The 25,746-nt window shown below is 65.1% G+C and carries 32 protein-coding genes and 1 pseudogene; 14 read left to right on the plus strand and 19 right to left on the minus strand.

From position 1 onward, the window contains the following. The first annotated feature begins 19 nt into the window (after window positions 1-19). The 5 genes from CH291_RS26300 to CH291_RS26320 all read left to right on the plus strand — a co-directional run bounded on the left by CH291_RS26300 (window position 20) and on the right by CH291_RS26320 (window position 5,169). Complete coding sequence (locus CH291_RS26300; protein ID WP_094689051.1) at window positions 20-1,927, plus strand: type IV secretory system conjugative DNA transfer family protein; 1,908 nt, start codon at window positions 20-22, stop codon at window positions 1,925-1,927. Further along, window positions 1,924-2,535 carry a DUF4913 domain-containing protein gene (locus tag CH291_RS26305; RefSeq protein WP_256980985.1) on the plus strand — a complete coding sequence of 204 codons (612 nt, stop codon included), beginning with the start codon at window positions 1,924-1,926 and terminating at the stop codon, window positions 2,533-2,535. The genes CH291_RS26300 and CH291_RS26305 overlap by 4 nt, the downstream gene beginning before the upstream one ends. A gap of 50 nt (window positions 2,536-2,585) precedes the next feature. After that, window positions 2,586-3,452: a hypothetical protein gene (locus CH291_RS26310; RefSeq protein WP_094653187.1), complete on the plus strand. Its 867-nt coding sequence runs from the start codon at window positions 2,586-2,588 to the stop codon at window positions 3,450-3,452. Window positions 3,453-3,492: 40 nt separating this feature from the next. Further along, window positions 3,493-3,930 (plus strand): hypothetical protein, encoded by a 438-nt coding sequence (locus tag CH291_RS26315; protein ID WP_094689052.1) that lies wholly within the window; start codon window positions 3,493-3,495, stop codon window positions 3,928-3,930. Between the two features lie 138 nt (window positions 3,931-4,068). Beyond that, window positions 4,069-5,169 (plus strand): hypothetical protein, encoded by a 1,101-nt coding sequence (locus CH291_RS26320; RefSeq protein ID WP_094689053.1) that lies wholly within the window; start codon window positions 4,069-4,071, stop codon window positions 5,167-5,169. Here the strand turns inward: CH291_RS26320 and CH291_RS26325 are convergent. From CH291_RS26325 to CH291_RS26335, 3 genes are all read right to left on the minus strand, one after another. Further along, window positions 5,161-7,920 carry an SEFIR domain-containing protein gene (locus CH291_RS26325; protein WP_179276680.1) on the minus strand — a complete coding sequence of 920 codons (2,760 nt, stop codon included), beginning with the start codon at window positions 7,918-7,920 and terminating at the stop codon, window positions 5,161-5,163. The two genes, CH291_RS26320 and CH291_RS26325, sit on opposite strands and share 9 nt — an antisense overlap. Before the next feature lie 100 nt (window positions 7,921-8,020). After that, entirely contained in the window at window positions 8,021-9,721 is a 1,701-nt protein-coding gene (locus CH291_RS26330; RefSeq protein WP_179276681.1) for a relaxase/mobilization nuclease domain-containing protein, read from the minus strand. Window positions 9,722-9,747: 26 nt separating this feature from the next. Next, window positions 9,748-10,128 (minus strand): plasmid mobilization protein, encoded by a 381-nt coding sequence (locus tag CH291_RS26335; RefSeq protein WP_032393565.1) that lies wholly within the window; start codon window positions 10,126-10,128, stop codon window positions 9,748-9,750. 387 nt (window positions 10,129-10,515) lie between these two features. Here CH291_RS26335 and CH291_RS26340 point away from each other — a divergent pair, with 387 nt between their 5' ends. Beyond that, window positions 10,516-11,856, plus strand: a complete 1,341-nt coding sequence (locus tag CH291_RS26340; RefSeq protein WP_094662916.1) for a pentapeptide repeat-containing protein — start codon at window positions 10,516-10,518, stop codon at window positions 11,854-11,856. A gap of 35 nt (window positions 11,857-11,891) precedes the next feature. On the opposite strand, the gene CH291_RS26345 is transcribed toward CH291_RS26340, so the two are convergent. After that, complete coding sequence (locus tag CH291_RS26345) at window positions 11,892-12,245, minus strand: helix-turn-helix domain-containing protein (RefSeq protein WP_094653182.1); 354 nt, start codon at window positions 12,243-12,245, stop codon at window positions 11,892-11,894. Beyond that, window positions 12,245-12,640, minus strand: coding sequence for a hypothetical protein (locus tag CH291_RS26350; RefSeq protein ID WP_094622086.1), 396 nt, complete (start codon window positions 12,638-12,640; stop codon window positions 12,245-12,247). The genes CH291_RS26345 and CH291_RS26350 overlap by 1 nt, the downstream gene beginning before the upstream one ends. Before the next feature lie 192 nt (window positions 12,641-12,832). Between CH291_RS26350 and CH291_RS26355 the strand changes: the two genes are divergently transcribed. The 5 genes from CH291_RS26355 to CH291_RS26375 are packed head-to-tail and all read left to right on the plus strand — an operon-like array spanning window position 12,833 to window position 15,030. Then, window positions 12,833-13,252, plus strand: a complete 420-nt coding sequence (locus tag CH291_RS26355; protein ID WP_094689055.1) for a hypothetical protein — start codon at window positions 12,833-12,835, stop codon at window positions 13,250-13,252. A 3-nt stretch (window positions 13,253-13,255) separates the two neighbouring features. Then, a complete protein-coding gene (locus tag CH291_RS26360) occupies window positions 13,256-13,438 on the plus strand; it encodes a hypothetical protein (protein ID WP_042940224.1) in 183 nt (60 codons plus the stop codon). Between the two features lie 37 nt (window positions 13,439-13,475). Next, window positions 13,476-14,288, plus strand: a complete 813-nt coding sequence (locus tag CH291_RS26365) for a methyltransferase (protein ID WP_094689056.1) — start codon at window positions 13,476-13,478, stop codon at window positions 14,286-14,288. Continuing rightward, window positions 14,285-14,704, plus strand: coding sequence for a hypothetical protein (locus tag CH291_RS26370; protein WP_094689057.1), 420 nt, complete (start codon window positions 14,285-14,287; stop codon window positions 14,702-14,704). Before CH291_RS26365 ends, CH291_RS26370 begins: the two co-directional genes overlap by 4 nt. Beyond that, window positions 14,701-15,030 (plus strand): hypothetical protein, encoded by a 330-nt coding sequence (locus CH291_RS26375; RefSeq protein ID WP_094689058.1) that lies wholly within the window; start codon window positions 14,701-14,703, stop codon window positions 15,028-15,030. The genes CH291_RS26370 and CH291_RS26375 overlap by 4 nt, the downstream gene beginning before the upstream one ends. A gap of 85 nt (window positions 15,031-15,115) precedes the next feature. Here CH291_RS26375 and CH291_RS26380 read toward each other — a convergent pair whose 3' ends face one another. From CH291_RS26380 to CH291_RS26390, 4 genes are all read right to left on the minus strand, one after another. Further along, window positions 15,116-15,970, minus strand: coding sequence for a hypothetical protein (locus tag CH291_RS26380; RefSeq protein WP_094689059.1), 855 nt, complete (start codon window positions 15,968-15,970; stop codon window positions 15,116-15,118). An 86-nt stretch (window positions 15,971-16,056) separates the two neighbouring features. Then, window positions 16,057-16,653 (minus strand): DnaB-like helicase N-terminal domain-containing protein, encoded by a 597-nt coding sequence (locus tag CH291_RS26385; RefSeq protein WP_094689060.1) that lies wholly within the window; start codon window positions 16,651-16,653, stop codon window positions 16,057-16,059. Window positions 16,654-16,740: 87 nt separating this feature from the next. Beyond that, window positions 16,741-16,872, minus strand: a complete 132-nt coding sequence (locus tag CH291_RS27315; protein ID WP_256980986.1) for a hypothetical protein — start codon at window positions 16,870-16,872, stop codon at window positions 16,741-16,743. A gap of 27 nt (window positions 16,873-16,899) precedes the next feature. Then, entirely contained in the window at window positions 16,900-17,142 is a 243-nt protein-coding gene (locus CH291_RS26390) for a glutaredoxin domain-containing protein (RefSeq protein ID WP_008719967.1), read from the minus strand. Window positions 17,143-17,622: 480 nt separating this feature from the next. Here CH291_RS26390 and CH291_RS27005 point away from each other — a divergent pair, with 480 nt between their 5' ends. After that, the gene (locus CH291_RS27005; RefSeq protein ID WP_179276682.1) at window positions 17,623-17,793 is read left to right on the plus strand and encodes a hypothetical protein; all 171 of its coding nucleotides are present in this window, start codon (window positions 17,623-17,625) and stop codon (window positions 17,791-17,793) included. 185 nt (window positions 17,794-17,978) lie between these two features. Here CH291_RS27005 and CH291_RS26395 read toward each other — a convergent pair whose 3' ends face one another. The 9 genes from CH291_RS26395 to CH291_RS26425 all read right to left on the minus strand — a co-directional run bounded on the left by CH291_RS26395 (window position 17,979) and on the right by CH291_RS26425 (window position 23,495). Further along, window positions 17,979-18,989, minus strand: a complete 1,011-nt coding sequence (locus CH291_RS26395) for a DUF4192 domain-containing protein (protein WP_094689061.1) — start codon at window positions 18,987-18,989, stop codon at window positions 17,979-17,981. Window positions 18,990-19,040: 51 nt separating this feature from the next. After that, window positions 19,041-19,181 carry a hypothetical protein gene (locus CH291_RS27010; protein ID WP_155289018.1) on the minus strand — a complete coding sequence of 47 codons (141 nt, stop codon included), beginning with the start codon at window positions 19,179-19,181 and terminating at the stop codon, window positions 19,041-19,043. Window positions 19,182-19,216: 35 nt separating this feature from the next. Beyond that, window positions 19,217-19,495 (minus strand): hypothetical protein, encoded by a 279-nt coding sequence (locus tag CH291_RS26400; protein WP_032382539.1) that lies wholly within the window; start codon window positions 19,493-19,495, stop codon window positions 19,217-19,219. A 501-nt stretch (window positions 19,496-19,996) separates the two neighbouring features. Further along, on the minus strand, window positions 19,997-20,833 hold the full coding sequence (locus CH291_RS26405) for a restriction endonuclease (RefSeq protein WP_094689062.1): 837 nt from the start codon (window positions 20,831-20,833) through the stop codon (window positions 19,997-19,999). Between the two features lie 357 nt (window positions 20,834-21,190). Next, complete coding sequence (locus CH291_RS26410; RefSeq protein ID WP_094689063.1) at window positions 21,191-21,439, minus strand: hypothetical protein; 249 nt, start codon at window positions 21,437-21,439, stop codon at window positions 21,191-21,193. Continuing rightward, window positions 21,436-21,780, minus strand: a complete 345-nt coding sequence (locus CH291_RS26415) for a hypothetical protein (protein ID WP_094689064.1) — start codon at window positions 21,778-21,780, stop codon at window positions 21,436-21,438. The genes CH291_RS26410 and CH291_RS26415 overlap by 4 nt, the downstream gene beginning before the upstream one ends. Continuing rightward, on the minus strand, window positions 21,777-22,631 hold the full coding sequence (locus CH291_RS26420) for a hypothetical protein (protein WP_094689065.1): 855 nt from the start codon (window positions 22,629-22,631) through the stop codon (window positions 21,777-21,779). The genes CH291_RS26415 and CH291_RS26420 overlap by 4 nt, the downstream gene beginning before the upstream one ends. A gap of 77 nt (window positions 22,632-22,708) precedes the next feature. Continuing rightward, the gene (locus CH291_RS27015) at window positions 22,709-22,882 is read right to left on the minus strand and encodes a hypothetical protein (RefSeq protein ID WP_179276683.1); all 174 of its coding nucleotides are present in this window, start codon (window positions 22,880-22,882) and stop codon (window positions 22,709-22,711) included. A 355-nt stretch (window positions 22,883-23,237) separates the two neighbouring features. Then, the gene (locus CH291_RS26425) at window positions 23,238-23,495 is read right to left on the minus strand and encodes a hypothetical protein (protein WP_094689066.1); all 258 of its coding nucleotides are present in this window, start codon (window positions 23,493-23,495) and stop codon (window positions 23,238-23,240) included. Window positions 23,496-24,098: 603 nt separating this feature from the next. On the opposite strand from CH291_RS26425, the gene CH291_RS26430 reads away from it, so the two are divergent. Next, complete coding sequence (locus tag CH291_RS26430) at window positions 24,099-24,533, plus strand: DUF6153 family protein (protein ID WP_094626844.1); 435 nt, start codon at window positions 24,099-24,101, stop codon at window positions 24,531-24,533. A gap of 85 nt (window positions 24,534-24,618) precedes the next feature. Continuing rightward, window positions 24,619-25,272, plus strand: coding sequence for a DUF305 domain-containing protein (locus tag CH291_RS26435; RefSeq protein ID WP_094689067.1), 654 nt, complete (start codon window positions 24,619-24,621; stop codon window positions 25,270-25,272). A gap of 106 nt (window positions 25,273-25,378) precedes the next feature. Here the strand turns inward: CH291_RS26435 and CH291_RS26440 are convergent. Beyond that, window positions 25,379-25,746 (minus strand): annotated as a pseudogene (locus tag CH291_RS26440) (heavy metal translocating P-type ATPase); the annotation flags it as partial.

The raw sequence follows: 25,746 nt of genomic DNA on the forward strand, positions 1-25,746 counted from the left end.
AACGAGAAGGACTCCACACATGAGCACTCGCAGCGTCAAAGACCCCGCCACCACCGACGGCTCCCTGGTCCTGCTCGGCTTCGGTGCCGCCGTCGCCGCCCTCGCCGGAGGCGGACTGTGGGCCGGCATTCACCTGGGCACCGACCAACCCGCCCCGGACAATCCCATCGCCATCGCCAAACGCCTCTTCCGCGGCGATCTCGTATGGCAGACCGGCTCGACGATCGTCGTCGTCCTCGCCGCACTGGTGCTGCTCGCGGCGGCGGTCGGAGCGCTGGTGCTGCTCGGTCGCTACCGGAGCAAGAAAACCCGCGTCGACGACAAGGCCCGCCACCTCGGCCGTGGCCGCGACATCGAATCGCTCAGCGAGAAAGGATGCAGACGCAAAGCAGCGGACCTGGCGATCGAGCTGACACCCACACAGGTACCCGGCGTCCAGGTCGGCCGTCACCTGCTCTCCAAGCAGATGCTGCGCGGCAGTTACGAGGACCTGCACTGCGACATCTGGGGGCCGCGGACCGGTAAGTCCTCCTCGCGGGTCATCCCGGCGATTCTCGACGCCCCGGGCGGGGTGATCACCACCTCCAACAAACGCGACGTCGTCGACGCGACGCGGCTCTGGCGCAGCGTGCGTCTTCTCGACCGCGTCACCGGGGAACCGGTCAAGGCCGCGGCGGTGGACTGGAGCACCTACGGCGACAGTAAGGCCGTCCCGGCAAAGGGCATGGTGTCCGTCGAGTCCCTCGAGCGGCGCCCGGTGTGGGTGTTCGACCCGCAGCAGGTCGCCGACGAACAGCCCAGCTGGTGGTGGAACCCGCTGACCTGGGTCACCGACGAAGTCAAGGCCGCCGACCTCGCCGAACACTTCGCCTCCGGCGACGACGGGGTCGAAGCCAAGAAGGACCCGTTCTTCGACCCCGAGGGCCAGGACCTGCTCGCCGGGCTGATCCTCGCCGCCGCGGTGGCGGGGCGCCCGATCACCGACGTCTACACCTGGGCAACGCAGGAAAAGAACAAGGAGCCCGTCGAGATCCTCCGAGGCACCGCCGACGGCCGATACCGCTTGCAAGCGGATGGCCTTGCCGCACAGTACAACCAGACCGAGAAGCAACGATCCGGCGTCTTCACCACCGCCAAGAAGATGATTCGATCGCTCAAGCTCTCCGCAGTGCACCCGTGGATCCGTGCGAGCGGACCCGGCGATACTCGCCCGCACTTCGACCCGCGGGCGTTCGTCGCCGAGGGCGGCACGATGTACAGCCTCTCCCGCGAAGGAAACGGCTCCGCCGGTCCCCTGGTCACCGCCCTGACCGTGGCCATCATCGACGCCGCCGAACAGCTCGCCACCACCTCCCCCAAAGGCCGTCTCCCCGTCCCTCTCCTCGCACCGCTCGACGAGGTCGCCAACGTCGTGCGCTGGGCGAAACTACCCGGCCTCTACAGCCACTACGGCTCCCGCGGCATCATCATCATGGCCGTCCTCCAGTCCTGGTCCCAAGGTGTAAATGTTTGGGGCACAGAAGGAATGCGCAAGCTCTGGTCCGCTGCCAACGTCCGGGTCTACGGCGGCGGCGTCGCGATCGACGACGGCGAATTCCTCCGCAACATGTCCACCGCGATCGGTGATCACTGGGAAATCAGCGGATCGGTCTCCACGAGCGATCACGGCCGCAGCGTCTCACGCTCGCGCACCAAACAACGCACCTTCACCGAAGCCGAACTCGAAGCCCTCCCCCGCGGACGCGCCATCGTCCGGTCATCGGGGAACACACCGGTTCTCGTGCGGACCGTGCCGTGGTGGGAAGGACCGAACCAGGCCGCCGTCGTCGCGTCCATCAGAGTCCACGACCCCGAGGCCGATCGCACCCTCGCCGGCGCAGTCACCCTCGTCGGGAGCGTCGACCTGACCAAGGAAGGTGCAGCGTGAGCGAGGATTTCAGCTTCGACGGCCTCGACGACACCGCCACCGAAGCTGCCACCGGATCGTTGAGCGAGCCGATGCGGGCCCGGGTCCAGGCGGGCGTCGACCGACGTCTGAGCGCCGAAGTCGACGCGATCGCCGCCGCACAGTTCGAGGAGCTCCTGACCCCCGAGCTGCACCACCAGCTCGCCGAGGCGACACGGGCTCGGATGGAAGCCGAGCTCGACGCCGCGATAGACGCGGCCGGCAACGAGCCCGAACCGCTCAAGTTCGGGTCGGTCGAGGAGTTCGTGCGCGACCACCTCGCCGTCCTCTACCGCCGCGAGGTCGAAGACGTACCGCACCGGTGCTGGTGCCCGCAGTGGTGGCGGCACGCCGAAGCCGTCGCCCGCCTCGAAGCGCTGTGGCGATCGTTCGAGCACCTGCGCAAGGACCCACACACCGGCATGAGCGTGTGGCTGCGCGATCACGCCGACCACCACATGGAAAAGCTCTTCGCCTCCGACGGCCCCTTCCAGAACTGCGATACCCGCACCGGACACTCCGACCGGCTGCATCCGCTGCCCGTGGACCCCGCGCCGCCAGCGATGTTCCCCGACCAACGACAGCGCTGACCCCCACCGATCCGGTAACGAGCCGGACCGTCAATTGAAAGGTGACACCCATGTCCGATGACGAGCTCGGCTCCGCCAGTAGAGAAGTGGGGATGGTGTTCCGCGTCGGGATGCAGCTCGCATCCCGTTTCGCCGAACAGAGCGCCCGCCGACGTGAACAGCAGTCACGCGAGGCCGAACAGCACAGCAACCAAGCTGCGCGCGAATACAGCGAACGGCTCCGCACCGAACGGATCGTCGCCGAAACCCAGCTCCGCAGGCCTCTCGACCCTCAGTGGTGGGACCGGGCGACACCTCACGACATCACGACCGTCTACGAGCAGGCCAAGGCATGGGAAAGCGAGTCGGAGATCGCCACGCAAGCCGCAGCAACGGTCCGCAGCGAAGTTCATCGTCGATACGGCGTCGACATCACCGATGACCGCGGGGCCCGAGCGTTCATCGACGACGGCCAGCGTAAACATGCCCTCGCCCAGAACTCCGACAGAGCGGCAGGACTCGATCGCGCCCAAGCCGCAGCACTCATCGCGGACGCCGAGCACCAGGACGCCGAAACGCAGCGGCTCGCACAGGACGGCTACGGATCCGGCCCTGGTATAGAAGACGCAGAGGCCCAGCCGACGAACGAACGTGAGGCCCGGGACCAGAGCTCAGAGCACGCTGAGCGATCGCAGGAAACAAACGGACGTGCTGAGGCCGATCACAGCTACGACAGCGCCGCACGCCGCGAGCAGTTCGCCTCAGACATGCGCGCGGCCGGCGTCGACGACGAAGCGATAGCCGCGCGGATCTCCGCAGACATCTGCCAGGGCGCACCCGCCGGTGCCATTACAGTGCCTTCGTCGAAATCACCTCGAGCGCGCAAAGGACGTCCCGGCAACGGAAAGCACACCGACCGCGAACGTTCCGGCCGCTGACCCTCTTCACGCCCAACACCCATCCAACACAGGAGAACCCATGAACTCCATCACCCGCACTGTCGCCACCGCAGCCATCACCGCCGCAGCATTGATCGGCGGGACCGGTCTCGCAGCAGCGGACGTGCCACCTGCAACCCCGAGCCTGACTGGCGACGACATCGTCACCGTCGGAGACAACGCCGGCTGCAACGGACCCATCCACATCGAGCGCACCACCGACCGAGCCCACCCAGGCCAGCTGACCATCACCGCCACACCCCGCGGAGACCTCGGAGCACGTCCGGGCTGCGGAACAACTATCCAGGTCGACTGGGTCAACGGCATCGCCCCGTTCACCCACTCCGCACAACTCCCCCTCGACGGAGGCCCCGCCACCATCACCGTCGACGCCGGACTCGGCGCAAGCTGGGTGACCGTCTCCGTACTCCCCCAGCGAGCATTCGCCGTATCGAACTACATCTGGATCGCTCCGTAGACGCGAACTCGGAACGAACACGACTGCCCACTTCGAGCTTCGAAGTGGGCAGTCTCGTGTCAGAGCGCTTTGCCACAATCTTCATCGCAACGCGCGTATCAACTCTCGGTTCGACTGCTCACCAGCGGAGGTACCACCATGACCGGCTACTTCATCGGTCGTCCGAACGATGATGTGTTCCCGTCCCCGCCCCAAGCTGCCGTGCGGGCGGTTCGATCGCCGCTGCCCAAGCACGTGCCGGCACTACTCGACGGCCTCGACGCGGTTGTACGACCGCGGCTGGACGATGTGCTGCGCTACCACCAGCAGATGGCACCCAGATGGGACCACCCGCAACCACAGCTGAGCGAGGAAGAACGATTCGAGCGGTACAGCAACTTCGCTGTACGGCTGGCGCTTTCGGTTACCTCCGGCGCAGTCAGTGGCGAGACTTTTTACGCATCGCCTGAAGCGTCGGCCCTCGTGCAGGAGGCATCGGCACAGCCTGCCGACCTCGTCCCCGCGACAGTGGCCGATCTACCGTCCCCCAGCGGGTTCACGTATTTCGGTGCGGCCGTACCCGAGGAATCGTTCTACCTGCTCTGGCACACAGACAGTGATCCCACGTCCTCCAACAGCGTCGGCATCCAGATGGCCACGGCCGCCGGCCTCGAAGCATTCCTGCTCCAGAACGGTGAAGCAGGGTGGGGCACCGATCGCGCTCTCCACATGCCCCTTCAATCCATGACCATGGACATCGGTGAGCCTGCCGACGATGCTCCGCCCGGTCTGAGCGCAGGCTGGGGGTTCCTCACCCAGCCACCGCATGTTCCCCAAGCCCCCGAAGGCTTCCGAAACACCTTCTGCTGGGACGATCCAGCTCTGTTCATCCGCGTCCTGATGGCGTTCACGGACCTACTTCGGATGGAACGATCCAACCTGACCATCAGCGACGAAACCGTTCTGTCCAAACGCACCCACAGTCGAAGGCGCAGAGTAGAAACAGTCGTACGCCACCTCAGCTACCGCGGATCGGCCACTACTGCCGACTCGGTCGGACAGGGAAGCCGACTCAAGAATCGACACATTGTTCGCGGCCACTGGCACACCTACCGCTACGGGCCGGACCGGCAGGAGCGACGACGGCGCTGGGTCGAGTCCCACTTCAAAGGCCCTGACGGCGCACCGCTTGTCGTGCGACGTCGCGTCAACATAGTGCCACCGCCGCCTAAGACGGGCGAATCGCCCAAGTCACCATGAAGTGGTGCGCAAAGACTCCGGCAGAAAACCAAGGCGCGCAAGATCTTCCGCTAACCAGCCGGCCGCGATCCGTGTTGCTGGCCGCTGCTTCAACACATCGATTTGCCCCGAGGTTGTGGTGAAACTGCCGGCGAAGGGTTCGTAGGCCGGGTTGGCTTCCACGTACGATCGGAACTCGCGGTAAAGCGACGCGCGCTGATCATTGATCTCTTCTGAACGGCTGTTGTCGTTGAGTGCGAGAGAAACTCGATTCGAAGGCTCGACAGCTTCGCTCGGAGTTGCCGTGGCGATCGGTTTCAGCAGCCAGCGAAAACCTGGCTCCCCGTAACCCCAGTTGTGGCCGGTGGCAACGGTATCAGGATCATGAAACATGACACCGTAGAACTCCAGTGGCATCATCCCCCGGTGGGCAAGAGTCTTACCGAAAGATGGAGTGAGTAGCTCGGTCAGTTCGACATAGCACTTCATTGCCGCGCTCAGGATTAGCTCGACTCGGTGTTTCATTCCAGCGCTCGAGTACGCACCGAACGGTGCGGTGGCAGTCGGGGGCCGATCCGGACCCGGATACAGAGCCACGTTGTCCGGGTCTGCCTTACCGTCCCCTGCACCGAACGTGTTGAATCTTTGTCGACGATCGTCAACGAACTCGTCTCGGACTACTCCCTCGTTCGAGATGCCCGATTGATCGACGAGCGCCTTGAAGCGATCCTTCAGGTCGTCGGCCAAGAATTTTTGTGCCGTTTCCCAGACCCAATTAACTCCGACCGGCAGCGGACCCGAACGCCGTAAAAGAGTTCTGTTGTACTGCCCATCGGGACCACTAGGCACTTCTCTCAATACGGGTGGCAGCAACGCATCCGGAACCTGCGACGCACCGAGCCAAGTGACATGAAGGAAATTCTTGTCGATGTCCACTGCAAGGGCAGTGTCGTCGAACGTGCTAGCGGCACCGTGCGCAAACATACAGAACGCAGATGACAGGGGTCCTAGACCTTTCAACCATCCTGATGTTGCTGTACGCAGCCGCCAGCCAACCCGCTCCCAATCATCCGCATCAAGCACAGGGCGAGGCCGAATTAAGCCGCTGTCGCGCGCCTCCTTGATCACCCACGCCGCAGCACCCGGGTTCCACCCGACCAATGTGGTCATGATCGGGTCGACCTTGACCGGGTCGCCTGCGGCGAACACGCTCGCAAACACGTACTTCCAGCGGTTGAAAGACACCAAGGAACTCAGCAACTCTGCGGTGTCGATGTCCCCTTCGAGCAAAGCTTTTGACGCAAACCATTGCTCGAACGTTGCAAGTGAGAAAGCGCAGGCACGGTCGGAAACGGTGATCATGGGCGACTTGCGGATCTGTGCTGCTGCGGCGGCGGTCGTGAACGTCGATGGATCGACCGGTCCACCGTTACGAGTCGTCTCAACAGCGAGTCGTTTGAGCTCGACGTAGAGGTCGAAGGAATCGGATTCGACGACTCGGCCCACGACAGTGTCTATGAGTTCCGCAACCCCGGCCACGCCGTCGTCGATGTCGATGTGTTGTCCGACGAGCAACGCGAACAAGGGACGTTGCAGCAAAGTTTGGTCGATGTTTGCGCCATAAAGAGATCGCCCGGCGACGGTGCTGGCGAGGGCGAGACCGTCATCGGGTGTGATCGGCCCCAACCTGACGACGTCTGAAGATTTGGCGGCGAGCGTCGCTCTGGAGGTCAGGACGATCCGAGAGAGAGGCCATCGAGCTAAGAACTCCGTTGCCTGTCTCAGGGCATTCGGGGCCCTGTCAGTTCGTTCGTCGAGACCGTCGATCACGACGTCGACGCCTAGGCGAGCGAGCGTGGGTCGTCCGACCTCATCGACTACTGCTCGTTCGAGCGGCTCGGTGAGATCGTCCACGGAGAACCACACCGGAATAGCTGCGTCTGGGTCGTCCAGGGCTCGTTCGATATTCGCCTGGTGCCACTGTTCGGCCACATCAGACTTTCCTGCACCTAGAGCCGCGGTCAGCAATCTCATTTCGCCCGCCGCGCAGTCGATGATGTCGGCCGGGACCGTCGCGGGGTGTGCGAGGGTCCTCTCTATCTGAGCGTCGTCCAGTCCGACACCACGTCGGCGAAAGCGATGACGCGCGTCGGACGTGGACTGGCTTCGTTCTAGGTACGCACCGCGTGTGAGCGTGTCGTACACAGCCTGCGGTGTGTCCGCTTGATCGCGCGGACTTTCGACGGTCGGGCTGAGCTGTTCTGCAGGCAGAGTAGGTACACGCCCGCGGGTGGGCCGCAGATACCGTGGTTGGCCGGTGAGGTGACGAACAAGCTCCTCGAGGCCCGAGACAGTCACATCGCTAATTCGAAATCTACTGATTCCGTGGAGTCGGCCGGGGATGGCGGCCTTGTCCACACCTGGAAGTTGCACCAGGACGACCTTGCTTCGAAATACCGCTTGGCTGGTGTTGTAGATACCCAGGAGCTCATCGGCCTCGGCTGCTGCACCGGCACCTTCTGTGGGCTTGTTCTCTCCGTCGAATCGTTCTTTCCAAGCAGTGCTCGTCACGATAATGACGTAGTCGGCCTTCCGAATCTCGGACGGCCCCCAGCGGGTCCAATCGGTTGGCTCTGACTGCCACAGATCGATTTCGGTGTCGATGCCGCACCCGGTCATCAACACATCGGCGAACTGCCCAACTAGGTGTTTCCATTCCCGCACTTGCTCGGGCTTCCAGTCAGTATTCTCGTGCGCCCAGGTGATGAACACCTTCGGGGAGTCAGGGGCAGGCACGGAGCAACACTAACAACAAGCCTTCGACAGTGACTTACGCAAGAACACCGAGAGCTAATCGGGAAGCCACGCCGGATCAACGACCGCCTTTGCCGTCGCGGCTGCGATGAGGCGCTTTCGGGTGCGCGACTCGATTAAGTCCACCATTTGGATCCTCGATCTGATTCCTCGATGTCTGAGCTGGCCGCATCGTCTCAGCCACGTGTGCGGCCTCTTCAGCATCAGCGAGTTCAGCCGCGGTGTACCCCGACGACTCACTTGCTACATGAGCATCGCGATCGCCAACGATTGCCGATGTCTGCGTCATTGAGGGCGACTGCGCCGCTTCGAGTCGGGCGTGCACCGCACTGAGCCGTTCCCGGGTGACGACTTCGAGATCGTGCGCGTACGCGGCGTCACCGGCCGCGCGTGACGCTGCCGCGATCGCTTCGGTTGCTTTCATCAACTGCCGCAGCAACAGGACGTATCCGGTGGTGGCGTCCAGGCCTGGTTTGCACGCCATGACGATCAGTGCCGCGCCGCCGGCCGACACCACACCGGCTGGCTTTGCGGCGCGCTGATACGCCGGCAATTGCGCCGCGCGGGCGAGCTGCTTCGACGCGTGCGCGAGCGGCCCCGGACGAGTCTCGACCTTCGCCGACCACGCCGCGAACACCCCCGAAGTGCGGCCGGCCGCGCGCGCCCATTGCGCGCGATCGGTGACCGGAATGCTCGTGAGGTAGTCGTTCCACCGTTCGAGGTCTTTTGCTGCTCGCGCGAGCAATTTCGGATCGGCCACGACAGCTTCCGGTCCGCTCCGTTTTGCAGGATTCCCGGTCTTGGCCGCAGTCCATTCGTCTACGGCGTTCGCCGATTCTTCGGTGGAGGTATCCCATTCGCTGCGCAGACGTGGAAGCGTCAGATCCTTCGACAGCTTTCCTCCGCCGTACCAAACAGGGGCGACCGGGCCTTCGCCTTGATTGGGTCGCAACGCCACCGAATAGCCCTCGACAGTGTCGGTGGTTCCCTTGGTGAAACGTGGCCGCACCAACACTCCACTGCCCCGTAGTCGACGCACGAACTCGGCTTCGGTCTTCGACGCGGTAGCCGCAGCACGCACGCGACGCTCCAACACATCACGACCGGTCTCTGGCAGGTGCGCGCGGTCAGCACGACCCTGCTCAGCAGGCTTGGTTCCACGCCCGCCGAGTTGCTGTTCGCGGGATTGCAGAACGTCCAGACCGTACCGGTGTTCGAGGGTGTTGCACGCAGCCTGGGCACGCTTGAAGTCGTTGAACGTGTTGACCTTCGTACCGTCCTCGCGGACAGCGGATGCCGCGATGTGGATGTGGTCTCCGCCGGCTGTGGTCTTGCCGTGGCGGATCGCCACCCAGCGAGCCGGTGCGCGCGGTGAGTCCGCATTGTCGAAGTCCATTTCCTTCATGAAGTCGGCCGCAATCGTCGCCCACTTTTCGTCCGAGAGCTCGCCCTCCTCGGGACTGAGTGAGAGGGAGCAGTGCCACACGTTCTGATCCGATGTCGCGTCGGCCAACGCCACCGATCGCGGGACACCGTCGTCGATGGCAGCGTTCATCTTGCGTCGACTCGTCACCGACACCTCGGTACCGAACACCACACGCGCAGTGTCCAGTTCACCCGCCAACGCGATGGCGTCCTCGTGCGACAGCTCGCCCGCCGGCGCGGCGAACACGATGCTCTCGTGCCCGGCTACCACGTGCGGGTTCTCGTGCTCGTTCGACTTGCCAGGACCGGCGAGATACACCACCAGCCCGGTCATCTTCGCGCCCCGAGTGATGTTCGGTATCAACGTCCCACCAGATCGCGCGGCAACCGGTTGACCCGATCGAACACCTGCCGCACAGCCGCGATCGCCGCCGTCGTTTCCGGTGGCACCTCTCCCGTCGCGTTCGCTACTTTCGCGAGCTGGTTCAGGTTCCGTCCGAGAGCTGCGATGAGCTTGGTCGCGGCGAACAACTCCGTCAGATCCTCACGCGACACAGTCGAACGTGGGGCTTTGAGAGCGGAGTCGATCAACAGACGGGCCACCGTCACACCCTGCACGCGGGCAGCCGCCTGGACCGCCATCTCCTGCTCGGCGGTCAGCTTCACCACGTGCCGGTACTCCCGGCCGCCGACGACGTTCGACTGACGGGTGCGCAGCCACCCCGCTTTGCGTTCTGCCATCACCCGCTCCTCCCGTCCGTACCTCACCTCGGCCCAGCGCAGCGACCCCAGACCTGGGGACCACGCGATCAGCGTGTCAGATTTCCGTCAGGAAATCCACACTTAGGGCACCTAAGTTATAGCTTGCTCCGCCGAAGGCACGCTGGTGGCTCGCGGAGCCTGCGCAGTGGGTCACCAGCAAAGACGCTCAGGACGAGCGCCGCGAGTTCCGATTTCCCGCGCCGACGGTGCGCGGCCGGCGGTTGTCCCCGGTTGTGGACTCGGACCCGATTGTGGGTGCCTGAGATCGAGCGGAGCGGCCTGGGAACTCTCGGACATCCACATGAGGACGAAAGTCCGATCCACAGTTGGGGGCAACCGCGCCTGAAATCCGAGCATGATGAACAGATGAGCATCGAGCCCACCGATCCCGATCGCCGGCCATCGCCGGCAGGAGCGACGTTTCCCGTCGCCGTGGTCATCGCCGCTATATCGATCGCAGTCGGCCTGGTGCTCTGGATCGCGCTTGCCTCACCCCAACCGGGGACAGTCGCCGGCCTCGGCGGGGCGGCCGTTCTGTTCAGCGCAGGGCTCGCCTTTCTCAACGGTCATCTCGAACGCAAGCACAACATCGCGATCGAACGCGACAGACGAGACGATGCAGCGCTCGACCGCAAGCAGACCGACAAATACGAGCTAGCTCGACTCGATGAACTGACCACCTCACGAATCGCGACGTCGGATGCCGAACGCGCCCGCATGGATGAACTGCTTACTGCACGCGAACAAGCCCATCTCCGGGAGACGATCCACGACCTCCGCGCCCGCTTCGCCACGGCCGCCGCGCAACTCGCTGACGCCGCCGCACCTGTACGGCTGGCAGGTGTGTTCTCACTCGGATCACTCGCAGACGACTGGGCCGCCCTTCACCCGCTCACCGCCGCGATCACCGAACGGCAGGTCTGCATCGACCTGCTGTGCGCCTACCTACGCAACGACACCGCGAACGAACTCACCATGCTCTCGCGTATTTCGCCGGAGGACCTTCCCGCCCTCGCCGATGTCTTGCGAGACGAAGAGGTGCGTGTCCGCACGGCGATCGTGGAGCTCATCCAGACACACACAACGTTCCTTCCCGAGTATCAGAACAACCCAACCTGGCAGGGATCGAAATTCGACCTCTCCGCAGCCAAACTCCCCAACGCATCGCTGGGTTCAGTCGACCTCGCTGGAGCGTTCCTCGTCGGCACCGACCTGATCGACGCTGACCTCAAGGGCATCCGGCTGCACAGCGCCGATCTGAGCGATGCAGTACTCACAAATGCGTGGCTGAACAGCGCACGCCTGACAACCGCGAACCTAATCGGAGCCACCCTTACCGGTGCGCACCTCGACGGCGTCAACTTTGCTGGCGCTCGGATGAGGGACCTTGATTTTCGCGGCACAACCTGCGGCGCAGCGGTGTTCCATCGGGCGCGGCTGATCGGTGCAAAGTTCGTCGGAGCCGACCTCGACTTCGCGGACTTCGCCGGCGCACGACTGGGCGGAGCAGACTTCTCCGGATGCAACCTCAACGAGGTCTGCTTCGACAACGCGGACCTACGTGGCACCAACTTTTCCCGCGCTCGATTCACGGACACGACGACATTCCATGACGTGCAGGTCGATGCCGAAACAACGTGGCCCGACGGGAGCAATAACCTCCCCGGCTTCGTCACGCTACGAGCAGACACCACACCGGGAGACTGACCGCCGACCCCGAGCCTGGTCGAGCACCGCAGCCGTCAGGCGAAGGCGTCGAGGTCCAACGCGATTTCGACGCCATCTTTCTCCACAACGATCTTCGGGTGCACAGCACCGGTCGCAGCGAGGTACTGCCGCAACGTCGAGAGCAACAGATCGTCGCGGCCCTCGATCCGCGACACCGCACCCTGATTGGTCCCGAGCAACGCAGCCATCTGAACCTGCGTGAGGTTGCCGGCCTTACGAATGTCCGCCAACCCCTCGGCGTACACCCGGTTCATCGTCTCCCGCTCGGCCGCGAACTCACGCACCGTCTCCGCAATCGCAGGCTTGGTACGCAACTGCTCGATCCGGTCGTTCGCACGCCGGAACGACTTCTTCTCGCTCTCGCTCATCACTGCTCCCCTTCTGTCTCGCGCAACCAACGCTCGATCGCGACATCGGCCCTCGCGCCGACACCGTCGTAGAACACATCACCCATCCGCGCCTTGTCGGCCGCGAACAACGCCACCACCACCGAGCTACTGCCGGGCGGGAACCAACAGATCAACCTGAGCGCGATCTGCGCATCGAACGGATGCGCCGTCCGCCACACCGGAAACTTCTTCGACTGCCGCACCCGCTTGAGGTCCGGCCGATCCTCCACCGGAACGCCGTCGAGCTCACGCAACTGCACCAATGCATCGGTCACCCGAGCGAGGACCCGCACCGACGCAGCATCCCCGGCGTCGGCCTTCGCCTCCACTCGATCGAGCCAGTCGAAGAACTCTTCCGGTGCATCAACATCCACCACCCGAGTATACCGCGCACGGCATATACCGCGCAAGGTATAGCGCCGTCTGTGGCGTGCATCTGTCGGGCCGATTCGATAACGTTGCCCTCGGATATCGGACGGCGTGTGGGCCGCCCGAGACCGCGTTGTCACTCAGCGCTGCGCCACTCTCTCGCGCGCGCTGCACGCCGTCTCCGAAAGGTCCCGCACATGTCGCTCACCCCTCTCGATCCCAACACTGTTCGCGCCGCTGCACAGGCTGCTCTCGATGCCCGTCTCGGTTTGATCGACGCGATTGTCCAAGCGCAGAACGAGCGAGCCGTCGCCGCCGCGAAGGTCGCCGAAGCGCAAGCCGCCGAACGCACCGCTGCCGCGACTGAGCTTGCCGCGATCAAAGCCGCGCTCGACGGCGGCTGGTCCGCCCCCGAGCTCCGCAAGGCCGGACTGAAAGTCCCCACCTCCGCCGTCGCCGGCAAGAAGACCGCCACCACTGCGGCTACCAAGACGTCGCCTCGGCCCCCGCGGCTGCAGCCGTCGTCACCGGCGAAGCTCGAGCCCGACGCTGCCGAGTCGACCGGTACGGACGCCGAGCAGAACTCGCCGGGTGAGAGCTACCCGAACGCGAGCTGACCGATGACGTACCTGGTCGGCTCTACCTGGGTTCTGGTGTTCGTCGGTGTCATCGCAGCAGGAGCAGCCGGGCTACGACTGGCTCTCGCCGATAGCTGCGAGCCGATGGATCGAACCACCACCGCCCTGTCTGCGGCCGCTGCGGTGTGCGGACTCGCTGCACCCGCGCTCGTCGCCCTCGCATAACCGCTTCCTTGCCCGGACCTCTCGAAGGCAGACCTTCATGGACACCACCGATCCCCACTCACTCCAGCCGGCCGCAGAGTCCCCCTCAGCCGCGCCCTCGACTCGTACGCTGATCGAGGTCGAGATCTCGACTCTCGACCAGCACGGCGATCCCGGGTTCGTACACACCCGCGGGCACTTCCATTCCCCCTCCACGGCGGCACGGTTCGCGGTGAGCCAAGCCGAAACCGTCGCGGACCTCCACCAGGTCGATACCGTCGCCGCGACGTTCACCCAGACCGTCGACGACTCGCTCTGCCTCATCGGGACCCCCGGCGAGATTGCGTGTGCTCTGGCGTCGATGCCGGCCTACGCAGCGGGTGTCCGCTCGGCGGAACTGCCGCCACCGGGCTACGTCACCACCGCAATCAAGGTCTGGACCGCCACACCGATCGAGCCGCTTCCCGGCGTCGACCCGGCCGACCTGATCGACGTCACCGTCCGCTCGACCCGGCCCGATCCGTTGCCGGACTCGAACACGGTGGCCGGCGACTTCCCCGCCCACTCGGCGCACATCTTCGCCGGCGCTCTCGCCCGCGAGATCACGATGCGCAGCGGTGGCCACAGCGACGCGACCGTGAAGACAGTGCCCGGGCAACGCAGGCTCGTCGTCGAACACCCGGTGGAGGTCGACGACGCCGATGCCGCCGCTGTCGCCCGCTACACCAGGATCACGCAACTGCGGGCGAACATCGCGGCCCTCGATCCGGTGGCTGACGCCGAATGCGCAGTCGGCCTCACTGCCGAGCTGCATGTCCTGGAAAGCCATACCCGCCGGTCGTTCGACGACGAATCGGGCGCAGTGGCGTGATCGATATCCAGTGGCACCTCAGCCTGGTCGGGCACCGAACCGCCGCCGAGATCCCCGGTGTGATCGAGCGCCTGCAGGCGTGCGGGATCACCTCGGAGATCCTCGACAAGGTTCTCAGCGCCCCGGACTCGCTGCTGTACGCCCCCGAACGCGACGGCGAGGACTGGGCGCACGATTACGGCGGACCTACCGGTGCGGCACTGCTCACCGCCGAACTGCTCGCCTACCTGTCCCATCAGCACCGCCTCGCTGCCCTGATCCATCGCGATCTGATCACCGGGTTGGTGGCCACCCACCCCATAGACACCGTCGCCGGACATCTCGGGATCGCCGAAGCCGCGGTGGCCCTACTGTCTCTCGTCCCTCCCACCTCGCCGCCCACCGGCGACGCACCGACCGAAGGACCCACACCATGAGCACACCCGACTCCCCCGCCCTGTCCGACCTGGGCAGCATCGAACTCGCGATCCTCGCCGAACTGCGCTCACCGGAAGCGGTGGCCGCGTTCGAGATGCTGCACGCCGCCGTTCCGGTGGAGACCGGGTCGCGGTTCGCCGAGCTGCTGGCGATCATCAACGACATCTCGGGCCCGAACTTTTCCGTCGAGGCATCGTTGAACCTGCTCGACGCGGTGCAGGACTCGGGCGACCTCGCGTTGGTCGTCGCGGCCGCGCCCACGCTCGACGATCCGATCACCGCGCTCGCGCTCGCTCAGCTGTTGCGCACCATCCGCCAGGACTGACCTACGCCACCTGCATCGGTCCGCGAGACATCAGAAAGCCCCGACCACGCATGATGGTCGGGGCTTTCTGCTGTTCGGCGGGTAACTAGTGCTGGGGCCAGCCGCGGACGAGCTTGTCGGTGCTCGCGTGCACGGCGTTGAAGGCGTCGACGAGGTATGTCAGCCACGAGGTGGCGGTCTCCGGGTTTGGGACCAGTGTGGAGGGGACGGCGTTCTGTTCCTCGTCGGAGAGTTCGTTGAAGTCGGCGGGGTAGTCGGTGGTGTCGCCGTCGACGATGTTCGGTGCGCCGTCGATTTCGTAGGTGATCACGAATTGGAGCTCGTGCCGGTTCGGGGCGGTGAACTCGGCCGACAGTGCGAGCTCGCCCCATAGTCGCCGGTCGTAGGTGACGGCCCCGGAGTTGATCGCGGCCTGCAGCAGCCAGTGCGGTGTCCACAGTGCTTGTGGGGTACCGGGTTCGGGCCACTCGAAGTCGTCGTCGAGCACGTCGGCTTTGGCGAGGTCGAGGGTGAGTAGCGGGGCGGCCGGCGCGCGGGTTCCGTCGGCGGTGGGTGCGGTCATGGCCGGTGCCTCCAGGGTGTCGGTGTGGGTGTGGGTGACGATGAGGACACCGAGGTCGGTGCCGATGTTCGCACTGTCCCCGAGAGCGTCGAGCAGTCGTTCGGCCAGGGTTGCGGCGTCAGCGGCGCGGTAGGTGCCCAGGGTGCTCCACGTCGCGGCGTCGTACGAGGTTTCCGATGCCGAGCACACCTGCACAGTCAGTGCGCCGCTACCGGTCGGGACGCGCTCGAGGTCGCCGGACGCGTCGACGACAGCAGCGATCTGCTCGCGGACGTGCACGGGCAGACCCGCATCGACAGCGGCACCGGTCGTCGGTGCGGTCGTGCGGTCCGGCGCGTCGTGTGGCGGCCGTCCGGCATGCTCACCTGTCTCTGTCACTGTCCTCGTCTTTCGATTGTGGCCCGCAGTGCACCGTAGTGCCCTGGGCGTCGTCGACGCGCTCACCGGTGTCCCTGCGGGTTTGTTCAGGAGGTCGGTGGTTGCCGAAAGCTGTTGAGCCGGTTGAATGCTGCACGCTGCCGGGTGCCTAGTTCGACCATGTAGTCGAACAGATCAGCTTCGGGTGCCTCTTCGGCGGCCTGGGTCAGTCGTTGGCCGGCGACATGGAAGCTACGGCGGTAGGACTGGGACAGGACGTTGTCGGCGTAGTGCACGGCGGCGACGGAGTGCGCGCCGGCGGTGACGATGCCCATGAGGCGTTTGCGTAGCGGAGCGTCTTTGGCTCCGTCGGCTCCGGATCGGATGAGTGCGCCGGTGACGGAGGCGAAGTCGTGGGGTTGGCCGGCGGCGATGAGGTCGACGATGTGGCCGTACATGCGTGCGTGCGCGGGATCCTCGAAGTCCGCCGTGGTGAGCGTGCTGGTGATCCGTTCGATGTCGGTTCCGTTGGCGCTCTGGTTACGGACGTCCATCAGTGCGCACAGGAGCATCGCTTCGGGGTCGGTGGCCGGGTCGTAGCCGGGTTCGACCGCTGTGTCGAGGTCCTCGACGGGTGCGAGGTCCGCGCGTGCCTGCGCTGCCGGGTCGTCGCCGGGTGTGGGGACTGCGCGTAGTGCGTTCATCGTCGGGCCTCGCGTTCGTGTCGGTGTCGGGTCAGAAGTCGTCGTGAACGGGTGCGGGATTGCTGGCGGCCGCGCCTTCGGGGGTGGTCACGATGCGACTTGCTCGGGGTCGCCGTACGGGGTGTCGTTCTGTTCGGTGTCGCGCTCTGCTGCGAGTTCGGCATCGATCTGGCGGTCGATGTAGTCGGCGTCGGGGATGTAGGCGGGGACGAGGTGCATGGTGGTTCTCCTGTGTCGGTGGGGGTGTCAGGCTGCGAGTGCGTCGAGTCGGCCGATTCGGAAACCGGACCAGTCTTCGCGGTCACCGTCGCTTCGGTCGACGACCACGACGGGTGCTTGGAGGTAGCCGAGCTCGGAGGTGACGAAGTGGCGGGCGGTGTCGTCTTCGGTGATGTCGACGATTCGGTATTGGAGACCGTGCTTGTCGAGCCGTCGTTTCGTTGCATCGCATTGGTCGCAATTCGGTTTTGTGTACACGGTGATGGACATGGTTGCCTCCTTCTCGGAATTGTTCTATTGGCTTCTATTCTACGTCACAAATAGCTTTTGCACCAGGCGTAAATACTTTCCTTTATGTTGCGCTATAACGGTTTTCGGTGTTTTGTACTTACTCAGCACTGTGCCCGACGGGCCCCTCGAAAACGGGTGTGGATACGTGTATCGGGCTGCCTTTATTGCGTTCTTTTCGCTTCCGGGTGGCGCGGAGAAGAGACGGCGGCGCACGGCGTCGACGGTCAATGCCTGGCCTGTGCGAGTGTTCGCCGGGGAGCGCAGCGAGTGCGGGTCGGGCGAACAGTCGTGCTGGGCCCTGTGGGCCGAAGCGTGAGTGGAGTCAGGGGTTGATCCGGGAGAGGGCGGGTGATGCATTCTCGTTGCGCAGTCAGACGGATCGAAAAGAACCTCTCCCTCTCGGTGTCGCTGCACTCGTAGCGGTGGCTGTGTTCGTGCTGGTCGGTAGGGTGCTGCGGTATGGAGCGCTCGCGGATCGAACATGTCTTGTCCAAAGCTGTGGTGAACGCTGAGCCGCCGCCGTCGGAGCTGGCGCTCGATGCGATCGTCGCCGGTGTTCCGGTCGAGGACACTCGTCCACCCGCCGCCGACGTCGATATGGCGTGGCCGGCCGATCCGACGTCCCTCTGAGCGCTGTTCCGCTCTTTCTCTGCCACGCCTGACCTCACCGCCACCCGCCTGCTCTTCTGTCGTTGCTGCGGGTGGCGCGTTTGTCGGTGTGAGGGCTCGATGCCCGATGCACCGGCCCCGCGCCCGCGACCTGCGATTGCCGGGCGTGGCCACCTCGAACCGGTGGCCACGCTCGGCGGCGGCTGTCAGGTGTAGCTCTGCACTGTGCCGATGTGGGCGGCGATGTAGTCGGGGGTGATGACTGCGCCGATCCCCTTGACCTCTTCCGGTGGCATTCCGGCGTTGAGGACGCGGAGGAGAATTCCCGTCAGGCTCGGCAGCGGGACGTTGGCTCGTTCGGCGGTGCGTTCGGCGGCCTGTAGTGCTGCGTGAGCTGCTGCGCCGTCGCCTGTGCAGTACACGAAGTAGGCGGCGATGGTGAGGGCGTTCGCGCGGGCGGTGCCGCGTAGCGGGGCAGCGATGCGGGTGAACGCGTCGGCTGCGTCGGCGTCTCCGTGGATGGACATGGCCAGGAACGCGTCTCGGACTTCGAGGTGCCCGGTGGCCAGTGCCAGGCCGACGCGGGCGGTGAGGTCGGCGCTGGGTATTTCGCGGGCGTGGATGACGGCGGCGAGCTCGTCGAAGGTGACGGGCAGGAAGTCGGTACCCATCGTGGCGGCGGCGGCGAGGGCGAGGGATTCGGGAATCTCCGTGCTGGGGGCGTATCGGTCCTCGAGGTCGGCGCGTGATGCGGCGATGACGGCTCCGTCTGCGGTGCGGGCGGTCGCGAGTGCGGTGGTGGCGGGGTCGGGGATGGTGCCGTCGGTGAAGCGGTCGAGGTCGGTGAAGGTCGTTCCTGCGGTGAGACTGTAGGTGTGCAGGGCGCGGATGGTGCGGATTCCGGCGGCGGCGAGCGCGTCGCGGATGGCGTCGAGTCCGATCAGGGCTGCGCCTGCGTGGGTGGTGTCTGCGATGGCGGCGAGGATGACGGCGGTGACGGGGGTGTCCTGCCGGGTGAGCGCGTCGGTGATGATGCCTGCGGCGGCTTCGGCCTGGTGGGCGTCGACGCGGGCGGTGGGCGCGACGAGGTGGGAGCCGTTGCCGTCGTCGGCCAGGGCGATGATGACGACGGAGTTGTCGGGGGTGAAACCGAGCAGGGCGGGGATGGCTGCGAGGGTGTCGGCGGCGGTGGTGAGGGACATGCGGTGTTGGGTCATGGCGAAAGCCTTTCGAGAGTGTGTGCGGGATGGGTTGGGGTAGCGCGGTTTTCAGTGGCGGAGTTCGCGGCGTGCGGTGCGGCGGTCGCGCCGTGCACTGGCGCGTTTGACGGTGCGGCGAACTTTCCGGCTGCCGTGGCGGTGGACGATGATGTCGATTTCGTCGGCGGTGGTGGGGTGTTGTGCTCGCATGACGGTCCTTCCCTGTGGTTGGTTGCTGCTGGGTCTCACCGTGTGCGGGTGAGGTTGCGCAGGAAGCGGCGGATTCTTTCGGTGATGGACGGCGGGCCGGGGACGGTTACGTCGAACCAGTCGATGGTGTGCTCGTAGCAGGTGGGGCAGTCGTGGTCTTCGCATGGCGAGCTGTCGGGAGCGCCGCGTGTGTCTTCGTTGATGCACGGGAGGTCGGGGATGGCACCTGCGGGGCAGTTGTAGTCGCGGCAGTCGCATAGCGCGCCTGCGTAGAGCCGGTTGTTCTTGATTGCTGCGTAGTAGTCCTCGTGCATGACGGGCCTCTTCCCTCTCGACTGGTGGCCGGACCTGCTGCCCTGCCAATTTCTTTGTGCCGTGGTGGCTGGGGAGAGAAGTCAGCGCACGGGGCCGGAGTGTCAAGGGTCGGGCCGAAAAGTTTTCAGCCGGAGGCGTTTTGAAAAGTTTTCGGAGCCCTTGGGCCGGGAGCGCAGCGGACGCCGGCGGTTGATGCGGAGGTCACGGGTGATGAATGCTCGGAGAAGCCACCTACGTCACAAAGAAATTGATTCTTTTCGCTCTTTTGAGTGCGGAGCGCTGCGGAGTTCGTTTCGGTGTAGCCCGTAGGGGTGCGTGTGGCCCGCCAAGGGCCTGCCTGTGTACGTGGCGGCTTCGGGTGGTGGGACGCGGAACGCCGCCGGAGCTGGCGCTCTACGGCGGCGCGGTAGTGGGGTACGGCTGGTTGGTGATTGTGCGGGAGCGACGGAGGGTGACGCCGCTCGGTGTCGCGGTAGCGCTGGTGTTGCAGTTTGTCGTGGTCAGGCCGATGGCGTCGCCGGGGTGCGGATTTCGCGGACTCCTACGCACGCGATCGCGAACGAGGTCAGGCCGCCCAGTGCAAGGATTGTTCCAAGGATGATTTTCACTGCCGTGGGGAATGTGCTGCTGTAGAGCTCAAACGATAGCCATCCTGCAAGCACGGCGAGACTCAGGAAGAGCACAATCGTTGCGGCACCCAGGACCATGCTCGCGATGGGTCCTGGTGGTTCAGCGTTCCGCATTTTGACCTCATCGCGCCAGCTCTCCACTGGCTTCTTCGGTCCGGTGATTCGCTGCGGACGGTTGCCATTCCAGCCGCCTGGCCGTTCGTCTTTCGCTTTCGGGGTGATGAGTGCGCTTGCTGGGGACGTCCAGAGGCGGGGCTCTCCAGTGCTGTTTTGCGCCCGTGTGGATTTGGGGCGGAAGGGTGGCGTTGTGGGTTTGGATTGTTCGGCGGGTTCGGTCTGGGGCGGCTTGGATACGAGGTTCGCGGCGACTGAGTTTTGGGGTTCGGCTGTGCCGTGGGGGTCGTAGTCGAAGAGTGCGATTTTGAATTGGTCTGCGTATTCGACGGCTGATTTGCTGTATCCGGAGGCGGAGTAGAACAGCATGGTTTTGTGGTGTTGGCCTGCGGATGCTCCGTATAGGCGTTGCAGGTCTGGGCGGCCGGCGGCACCGCCCTTCCACTTGACCTGGGCGAGGGCGGTGCGGGAGGTGACGTCGATTCCGGCGTCGGGGCCGATGGGTGTGACCGTGGCGTCGGTGAATCCGAGCGACTTCATTGACCGGGCGGCAGCGTGTTCGGCGTCGCGCGCATTCTTGATGAAGCCTGCCACCGGTCTACGCTCCTTTTCGGCCGTTCAAGGACCCGCAAGGCGCGCCCCGTTGCGCGGCAGCTTACTGGCGCTGGTCACCGTATCGGACTGTGCGGCGGTGGCGGCTTGCGATGGGTTCGGTTGGTGTCGGTGGCCTGTGGCAGGGTCGCGGTTCATGGAAAAAGACTCCACTGTCGCGGCGCTGACGAATCGGTCGCATTTCGATGACTGTCCTCGGTGCAGTAACCCGATTCCGTTGCCGCTGGACAACTTCTGTTCTCAGTGTAGGTATCCGTTGCGGGTCGATTCGGAGGAGCGGGCGGCGAGGCTTCATGCTGCGAACCTTCGGCGGCTCCGTCGGCGTCGTGGTTAGAGCGGTCAGGTGGTGGCGGGTACGAGGGTGTCGGGTTTGACGAGGTAGGGGTAGACGCCGGGGCCTGGTGTTTCGTTTTCGACGAGGATGAGGCCCTCGGGTTGGATTTCGCGTACGACGACGATGCCGGGTGCGCCGGGTGCGAGGTGGTAGCGGTCGCCGACGTTCACGGTGTCTCCTGTGCTGCGGGTGTGTGTTGATTGTCGGTGATCGGCCATCTGTCGGGTGGCCACTGCGGTGGTGGTGTCGGTCATGTGATGGGTGTGATGGCGGCGGCGGGGCACCATTGCCGGTCGAGGTCGAGTCGGCCTTTCTTGTTGCCGGTGGGGATCGAGAACGACACGCGCGCAAGCCAATCGCCGGTCCCGGTCCGTGCCCATGCGTACAGGGTTCCCTCGACGATGCTGTCCATGGCCAGGCCCTCGGCCCGGACTTTCAGGGGTGTGGTGTCGCGGAATCCTCCGCCTCCGGATCGTCCGATGGCGAGCGCGATATTGACGTTCACCGATTTGGGTGGTTCGACGATGCGGCGGGTGGGTGGCTCGAAGGTGGTGGGCCAGGCATCGAAGATGCCGGCCTCGTTGTCGGTGGTCATTGCGCGACGGCGACGGGCCGGTGGACGGTGAGGTCGTCGGCGGGTTCGGGTGTCCAGCGCAGGCCTGTCTCGCCGAAGGTGGGGGCGGTGAGGGTGTAGCGGCCGGTGCGGTGCGGTGTTCCGCGGCCGTGGACGGTGGTTTCGAGGGTGATCGATTTGATGCGCCCTCGGCCCTGTTCGATTCCGCCGTAACCGCAGACGGTGGAGGCGATCGTGAGATCGGTACCGGGCATGTGTCCATCCGTCAGCAGCAGCACACTGGCGTGGCGACGGTTGCGTGCGAGCAAAGCCCTTGCGCGCGTTGGGGGTACGTCTCGGCCGTGCACGGTGGTGACGACCAGATCCAGCCCGTCGAGACAGATCGAGGCGGCGTCGAGCGGGTCCCCTGCCCCTGGATCGACGAGGTGGACTTTCGCGAGGTCGCCGCCGTGTTCGTGGACGGCGAGCAGGCTCAGGCGGGGTTGGCCGATGAGGGCGACGTGGTGGCCGGCGGCGGATGCTTCGGCGACGAGCGCGATGAGCATGGACCCGGCGCCGGTGACGGTGACGGCGGTTCCGCGGGCCAGGGCTCGGCGTGGGAGCAGCGCGGCGAGCGGTGGCGGTACGGGCATGGTGCGGAGGGTTTTGCCGCGTACAGCCGCGTTGAGCGGGTCCGAGTCGTCGGGCTCGCCCGCGAGGTCCGTACTGCCCGTGGCGGGTGCCGCTGGTTCGGGTGCGGTGATGGTGGGGAGGTCTGTGGGTGCGTGGTCGCGGCGGCCGCCGGGGACGGTGGCCATACGGCGGCGCAGGACATCGAGTTGGGTGGCTTTGTCGAGTCCGGTGAGGTCGGGGATGGCGTCGGCGGTGGCCATGGGGATCGACCTTTCGCCGTGCCGGTAGGAACTACCGCCAGCGTATCGAACGTGTGTTCGACTGTCGAATGTGCTGGTCAGCTCTTTCGGCGGGGAACGGAGACTCCGTCGAGGTCATCCTTGGTGAAGGTCCAGGCGAGGTGCCGGTACCTGTGGAGGACGTGTTTGACCTGGTCGAGGGCGTGCGAGACGGCCGGGTGGTCGGGGTCGTGGCCTTCCGATCGGATGGCTGCGCGCTCGTCGTCGTCCATGTCTTATTGGACGCACGGGGCAGCTCGGCGGTTCCGGCAACAGTCATTTACTCGAATGACTGGACGAGAAGGTTCGGAGGCGCGGCGGTGGCCGCGTCGACGGGTCGTTTCGAACGAGCCAGGGCCACGCATCTGTGATGCGTGGCCCTGTTCGATGTTGGGTGACGGTGTTCGCCAGTGCGCCTCTCGGCAGGTGGCCGCTCGTAGCGGCTGATGGTTGGTACCCGGGGCATTGGGATCGAACGCCGTCGAGTCCTACAACGACAGTGCTGTCTATGGTATTCCAGCCTGTGCGGGAGACAAAAAAGGGGGGCCCGGCCCCGTGGTGGGACCGGGACCCCGGAGGGCCTGGTGCTCAGTGGATGCACCAGAAGGACCCGACCGGGATGGCTGCTCCCGGCTGCCCGGCGCACCACCGGCAGGTGGTGTCGTGCTCGATCCGTCCGAGCACTCCTTCGGCCTCCTCGATGAGGAGGGGCAGCTCTGCTGCGCTGGCGAGCGCGAGCGCTTCGGTGGCCCACCGGGCCGCGCGCGGATATTCGGCGGGGAGCTGAGCGGCATTGCCGATGAGCTCGGTGATGATCTGGTGATCGTTGAGCAGGTTCTTGTTCATGGCAGGGACACCTTCCAAAGGTTCGGATGAGACGTCCCCGATCGACATGACGAGGGTGGCCTGTCAACCCCGAAGAGGGAGCTTGCGACCGTGGGTTGACTGGTCGGGGTCCCCGGCATGTCAGACTCGGGCGACTCGTACGACCAAATTGGTGACCCATATGGGGCGGCCCCGGAGGGGACGTGCGACCGCTTGCGGTCGGCTTTCATGGTTCGCCGATCCCCTACGCGGGCATCCGTCGTCGATGCCCCCGAATCCGTTGTCTCCGATGCTCGCCACTCCTGGGCCGCTCCCGTCCGGACCGGCCTGGGTGTGGGAATGGAAGTGGGATGTAACTGCGCGGGTTCGCAGAAACCTGCGGACTATAGCGTCGTAACCCGCGTGTGCGTAGAGCATTAACCCCTGCGGGACAACCGCATTCGCAGGCCGGGCAACCATCGGACGATCTCTTGCGCTACGCCGCCGCATCGACGACGGACAATGGGTCGTCGACCTTCGGGCGCGGACCGTCTCGACACCACGAAAGTCTGACAAAATGCATCGAAGACCGAAGCGCAGAGACGAATGTACCCCCAGGGGGTATCTCTTGGTATCGTCGAGGGCATGCACTCAGTGAGCCGGCGCGGTCGACGGGGCCCAGCTCCGATGGTCGGTTTGCTGATTGCACTGACGGTGTTCGGTGTCCTGTTGATGCATTCGGTGACACCGATGTCGATGCCTGTGACCGGCTCGATGTCCATGTCCATGTCGATGAGCGGCGGCCATGCCTCGATGGCAGCGCCGTCCCGCATGGCCAACTCGGTGTCGGTTCCGGTGATGACCGGGGAGCACGACTGCCCGTCGGCACACCAGATGATGCACCCCTGTGTGGGCACGACAGCGTCGTGGCCCGCGCTGACGGTCCCGGCGACGAGCGCAGCCATCGACCCGGTACCGATGCTGGTCAACCGGATCGTTGGGCGCACCGACTCCGCGTGGGGGCGTGCGCCGCCGTGGACGTTGTGGGAGTTGGACAGATCGGTGACCTTGCGAGTGTGACAGGAAGCCCGACAGACGCGTGTCTGTCGGCGGATCGAACGACATCGAATCCTCTGTACTACTCACTCTTGCAAGGAGTTTCCTCATGCGTACCAAAGTCATTGCCTCGATCGCTGCTGCTGCCGCGAGCGCGTTCCTCGTCGTCGGCTGTAGCGACAACGGGGCGGATTCGTCGATGGATGGCCATGCGATGGGATCGATGTCCTCGGCACCGATGTCCTCGGCCCAAGCAAGCGCGTCCGCAGAGTTCAACGATGCCGACGTGATGTTCGCGCAGATGATGTACCCGCATCACGCGCAAGCAGTGGAGATGGCCGACTTGGCGGACGGCCGCACCGACAACCCGGAGGTGCTGTCGCTGGCATCGGCGATCGCCGCCGCGCAACAGCCCGAGATGGACCAGATGACGGCATGGCTGACCGAGTGGGGCCAGCCCATGCCCGACATGGACAGGGGTGACATGGGTGACATGGGTGACATGGGTGACATGGGCGGGATGGACCACAGCTCCGGCAGCGGCATGATGACCGCTCAGGACATGGACGCGTTGATGGCAGCGTCGGGACCGGAATTCGACCGCCAGTGGTTGACGATGATGATCGCCCACCACACCGGCGCCATCGAGATGGCCAACACCGAAATCGCAGACGGTTCCAATCCTGACGCCCTGGAGATGGCCCGCACCATCGTCGCCACCCAGCAGCAGGAAATCGACACCATGCAGCGGCTGCTCGGCTGACCCGGCCCGCTATAGACAACGATGGCCGCATCCTCTCCGGCGGAGAAGGTGCGGCCATCAACGTTCCACAATTGTCAGAGCTGCGTTCCCGGTACGAGATCAGCTCTCACAGTGACGGTGTGCGCTGCGACGGAGGGTTGGAACTCCCCTCGTTCACCGCTCCGGTGATGGTGTCGGGTGTGAGGTCGAGTCGACGCAGTAATTGTGCGTTCGCAGCGACGATGATCGTCGACAGCGACATCAGGATCGCGCCGATCGACATCGGCAGCACGAACCCGACCGGCGCGAGCACTCCTGCCGCGAGCGGAACCGAGATGAGGTTGTATCCCGCTGCCCACCAGAGGTTTTGCTTCATCTTTCGGTACGAGGCGCGCGAGAGTTCGATCACCGACAACACCGACCTCGGGTCGTCGCTGGCGAGGATCACTCCGGCCGACGCGATAGCAACGTCGGTACCCGCGGCCATAGCGGAGG

It is taken from the genome of Rhodococcus sp. 14-1411-2a (assembly GCF_002259485.1).
GTDB lineage: Bacteria > Actinomycetota > Actinomycetes > Mycobacteriales > Mycobacteriaceae > Rhodococcoides.

Excerpts from the sequence above, each read along its gene's own strand:
- CH291_RS26300 (WP_094689051.1), top strand. The coding sequence starts at position 20 with ATGAGCACTCGCAGCGTCAAAGACCCCGCCACCACCGACGGCTCCCTG.
- CH291_RS26360 (WP_042940224.1), top strand. The coding sequence starts at position 13,256 with ATGACGTACCTGGTCGGCTCTACCTGGGTTCTGGTGTTCGTCGGTGTC.
- CH291_RS27015 (WP_179276683.1), bottom strand. The coding sequence starts at position 22,882 with ATGGACGACGACGAGCGCGCAGCCATCCGATCGGAAGGCCACGACCCC.
- CH291_RS26315 (WP_094689052.1), top strand. The coding sequence starts at position 3,493 with ATGAACTCCATCACCCGCACTGTCGCCACCGCAGCCATCACCGCCGCA.
- CH291_RS26320 (WP_094689053.1), top strand. The coding sequence starts at position 4,069 with ATGACCGGCTACTTCATCGGTCGTCCGAACGATGATGTGTTCCCGTCC.
- CH291_RS26390 (WP_008719967.1), bottom strand. The coding sequence starts at position 17,142 with ATGTCCATCACCGTGTACACAAAACCGAATTGCGACCAATGCGATGCA.
- CH291_RS26425 (WP_094689066.1), bottom strand. The coding sequence starts at position 23,495 with ATGAACAAGAACCTGCTCAACGATCACCAGATCATCACCGAGCTCATC.
- CH291_RS26375 (WP_094689058.1), top strand. The coding sequence starts at position 14,701 with ATGAGCACACCCGACTCCCCCGCCCTGTCCGACCTGGGCAGCATCGAA.
- CH291_RS26340 (WP_094662916.1), top strand. The coding sequence starts at position 10,516 with ATGAGCATCGAGCCCACCGATCCCGATCGCCGGCCATCGCCGGCAGGA.
- CH291_RS26330 (WP_179276681.1), bottom strand. The coding sequence starts at position 9,721 with ATGACCGGGCTGGTGGTGTATCTCGCCGGTCCTGGCAAGTCGAACGAG.
- CH291_RS26385 (WP_094689060.1), bottom strand. The coding sequence starts at position 16,653 with ATGAACGCACTACGCGCAGTCCCCACACCCGGCGACGACCCGGCAGCG.
- CH291_RS27010 (WP_155289018.1), bottom strand. The coding sequence starts at position 19,181 with ATGCGAGCACAACACCCCACCACCGCCGACGAAATCGACATCATCGTC.
- CH291_RS26310 (WP_094653187.1), top strand. The coding sequence starts at position 2,586 with ATGTCCGATGACGAGCTCGGCTCCGCCAGTAGAGAAGTGGGGATGGTG.
- CH291_RS27315 (WP_256980986.1), bottom strand. The coding sequence starts at position 16,872 with ATGCACCTCGTCCCCGCCTACATCCCCGACGCCGACTACATCGACCGC.
- CH291_RS26435 (WP_094689067.1), top strand. The coding sequence starts at position 24,619 with ATGCGTACCAAAGTCATTGCCTCGATCGCTGCTGCTGCCGCGAGCGCG.
- CH291_RS26345 (WP_094653182.1), bottom strand. The coding sequence starts at position 12,245 with ATGAGCGAGAGCGAGAAGAAGTCGTTCCGGCGTGCGAACGACCGGATC.
- CH291_RS26410 (WP_094689063.1), bottom strand. The coding sequence starts at position 21,439 with ATGACCGACACCACCACCGCAGTGGCCACCCGACAGATGGCCGATCAC.
- CH291_RS26355 (WP_094689055.1), top strand. The coding sequence starts at position 12,833 with ATGTCGCTCACCCCTCTCGATCCCAACACTGTTCGCGCCGCTGCACAG.
- CH291_RS26335 (WP_032393565.1), bottom strand. The coding sequence starts at position 10,128 with ATGGCAGAACGCAAAGCGGGGTGGCTGCGCACCCGTCAGTCGAACGTC.
- CH291_RS26365 (WP_094689056.1), top strand. The coding sequence starts at position 13,476 with ATGGACACCACCGATCCCCACTCACTCCAGCCGGCCGCAGAGTCCCCC.
- CH291_RS26420 (WP_094689065.1), bottom strand. The coding sequence starts at position 22,631 with ATGGCCACCGCCGACGCCATCCCCGACCTCACCGGACTCGACAAAGCC.
- CH291_RS26415 (WP_094689064.1), bottom strand. The coding sequence starts at position 21,780 with ATGACCACCGACAACGAGGCCGGCATCTTCGATGCCTGGCCCACCACC.
- CH291_RS26400 (WP_032382539.1), bottom strand. The coding sequence starts at position 19,495 with ATGCACGAGGACTACTACGCAGCAATCAAGAACAACCGGCTCTACGCA.
- CH291_RS26430 (WP_094626844.1), top strand. The coding sequence starts at position 24,099 with ATGCACTCAGTGAGCCGGCGCGGTCGACGGGGCCCAGCTCCGATGGTC.
- CH291_RS27005 (WP_179276682.1), top strand. The coding sequence starts at position 17,623 with ATGGAGCGCTCGCGGATCGAACATGTCTTGTCCAAAGCTGTGGTGAAC.
- CH291_RS26395 (WP_094689061.1), bottom strand. The coding sequence starts at position 18,989 with ATGACCCAACACCGCATGTCCCTCACCACCGCCGCCGACACCCTCGCA.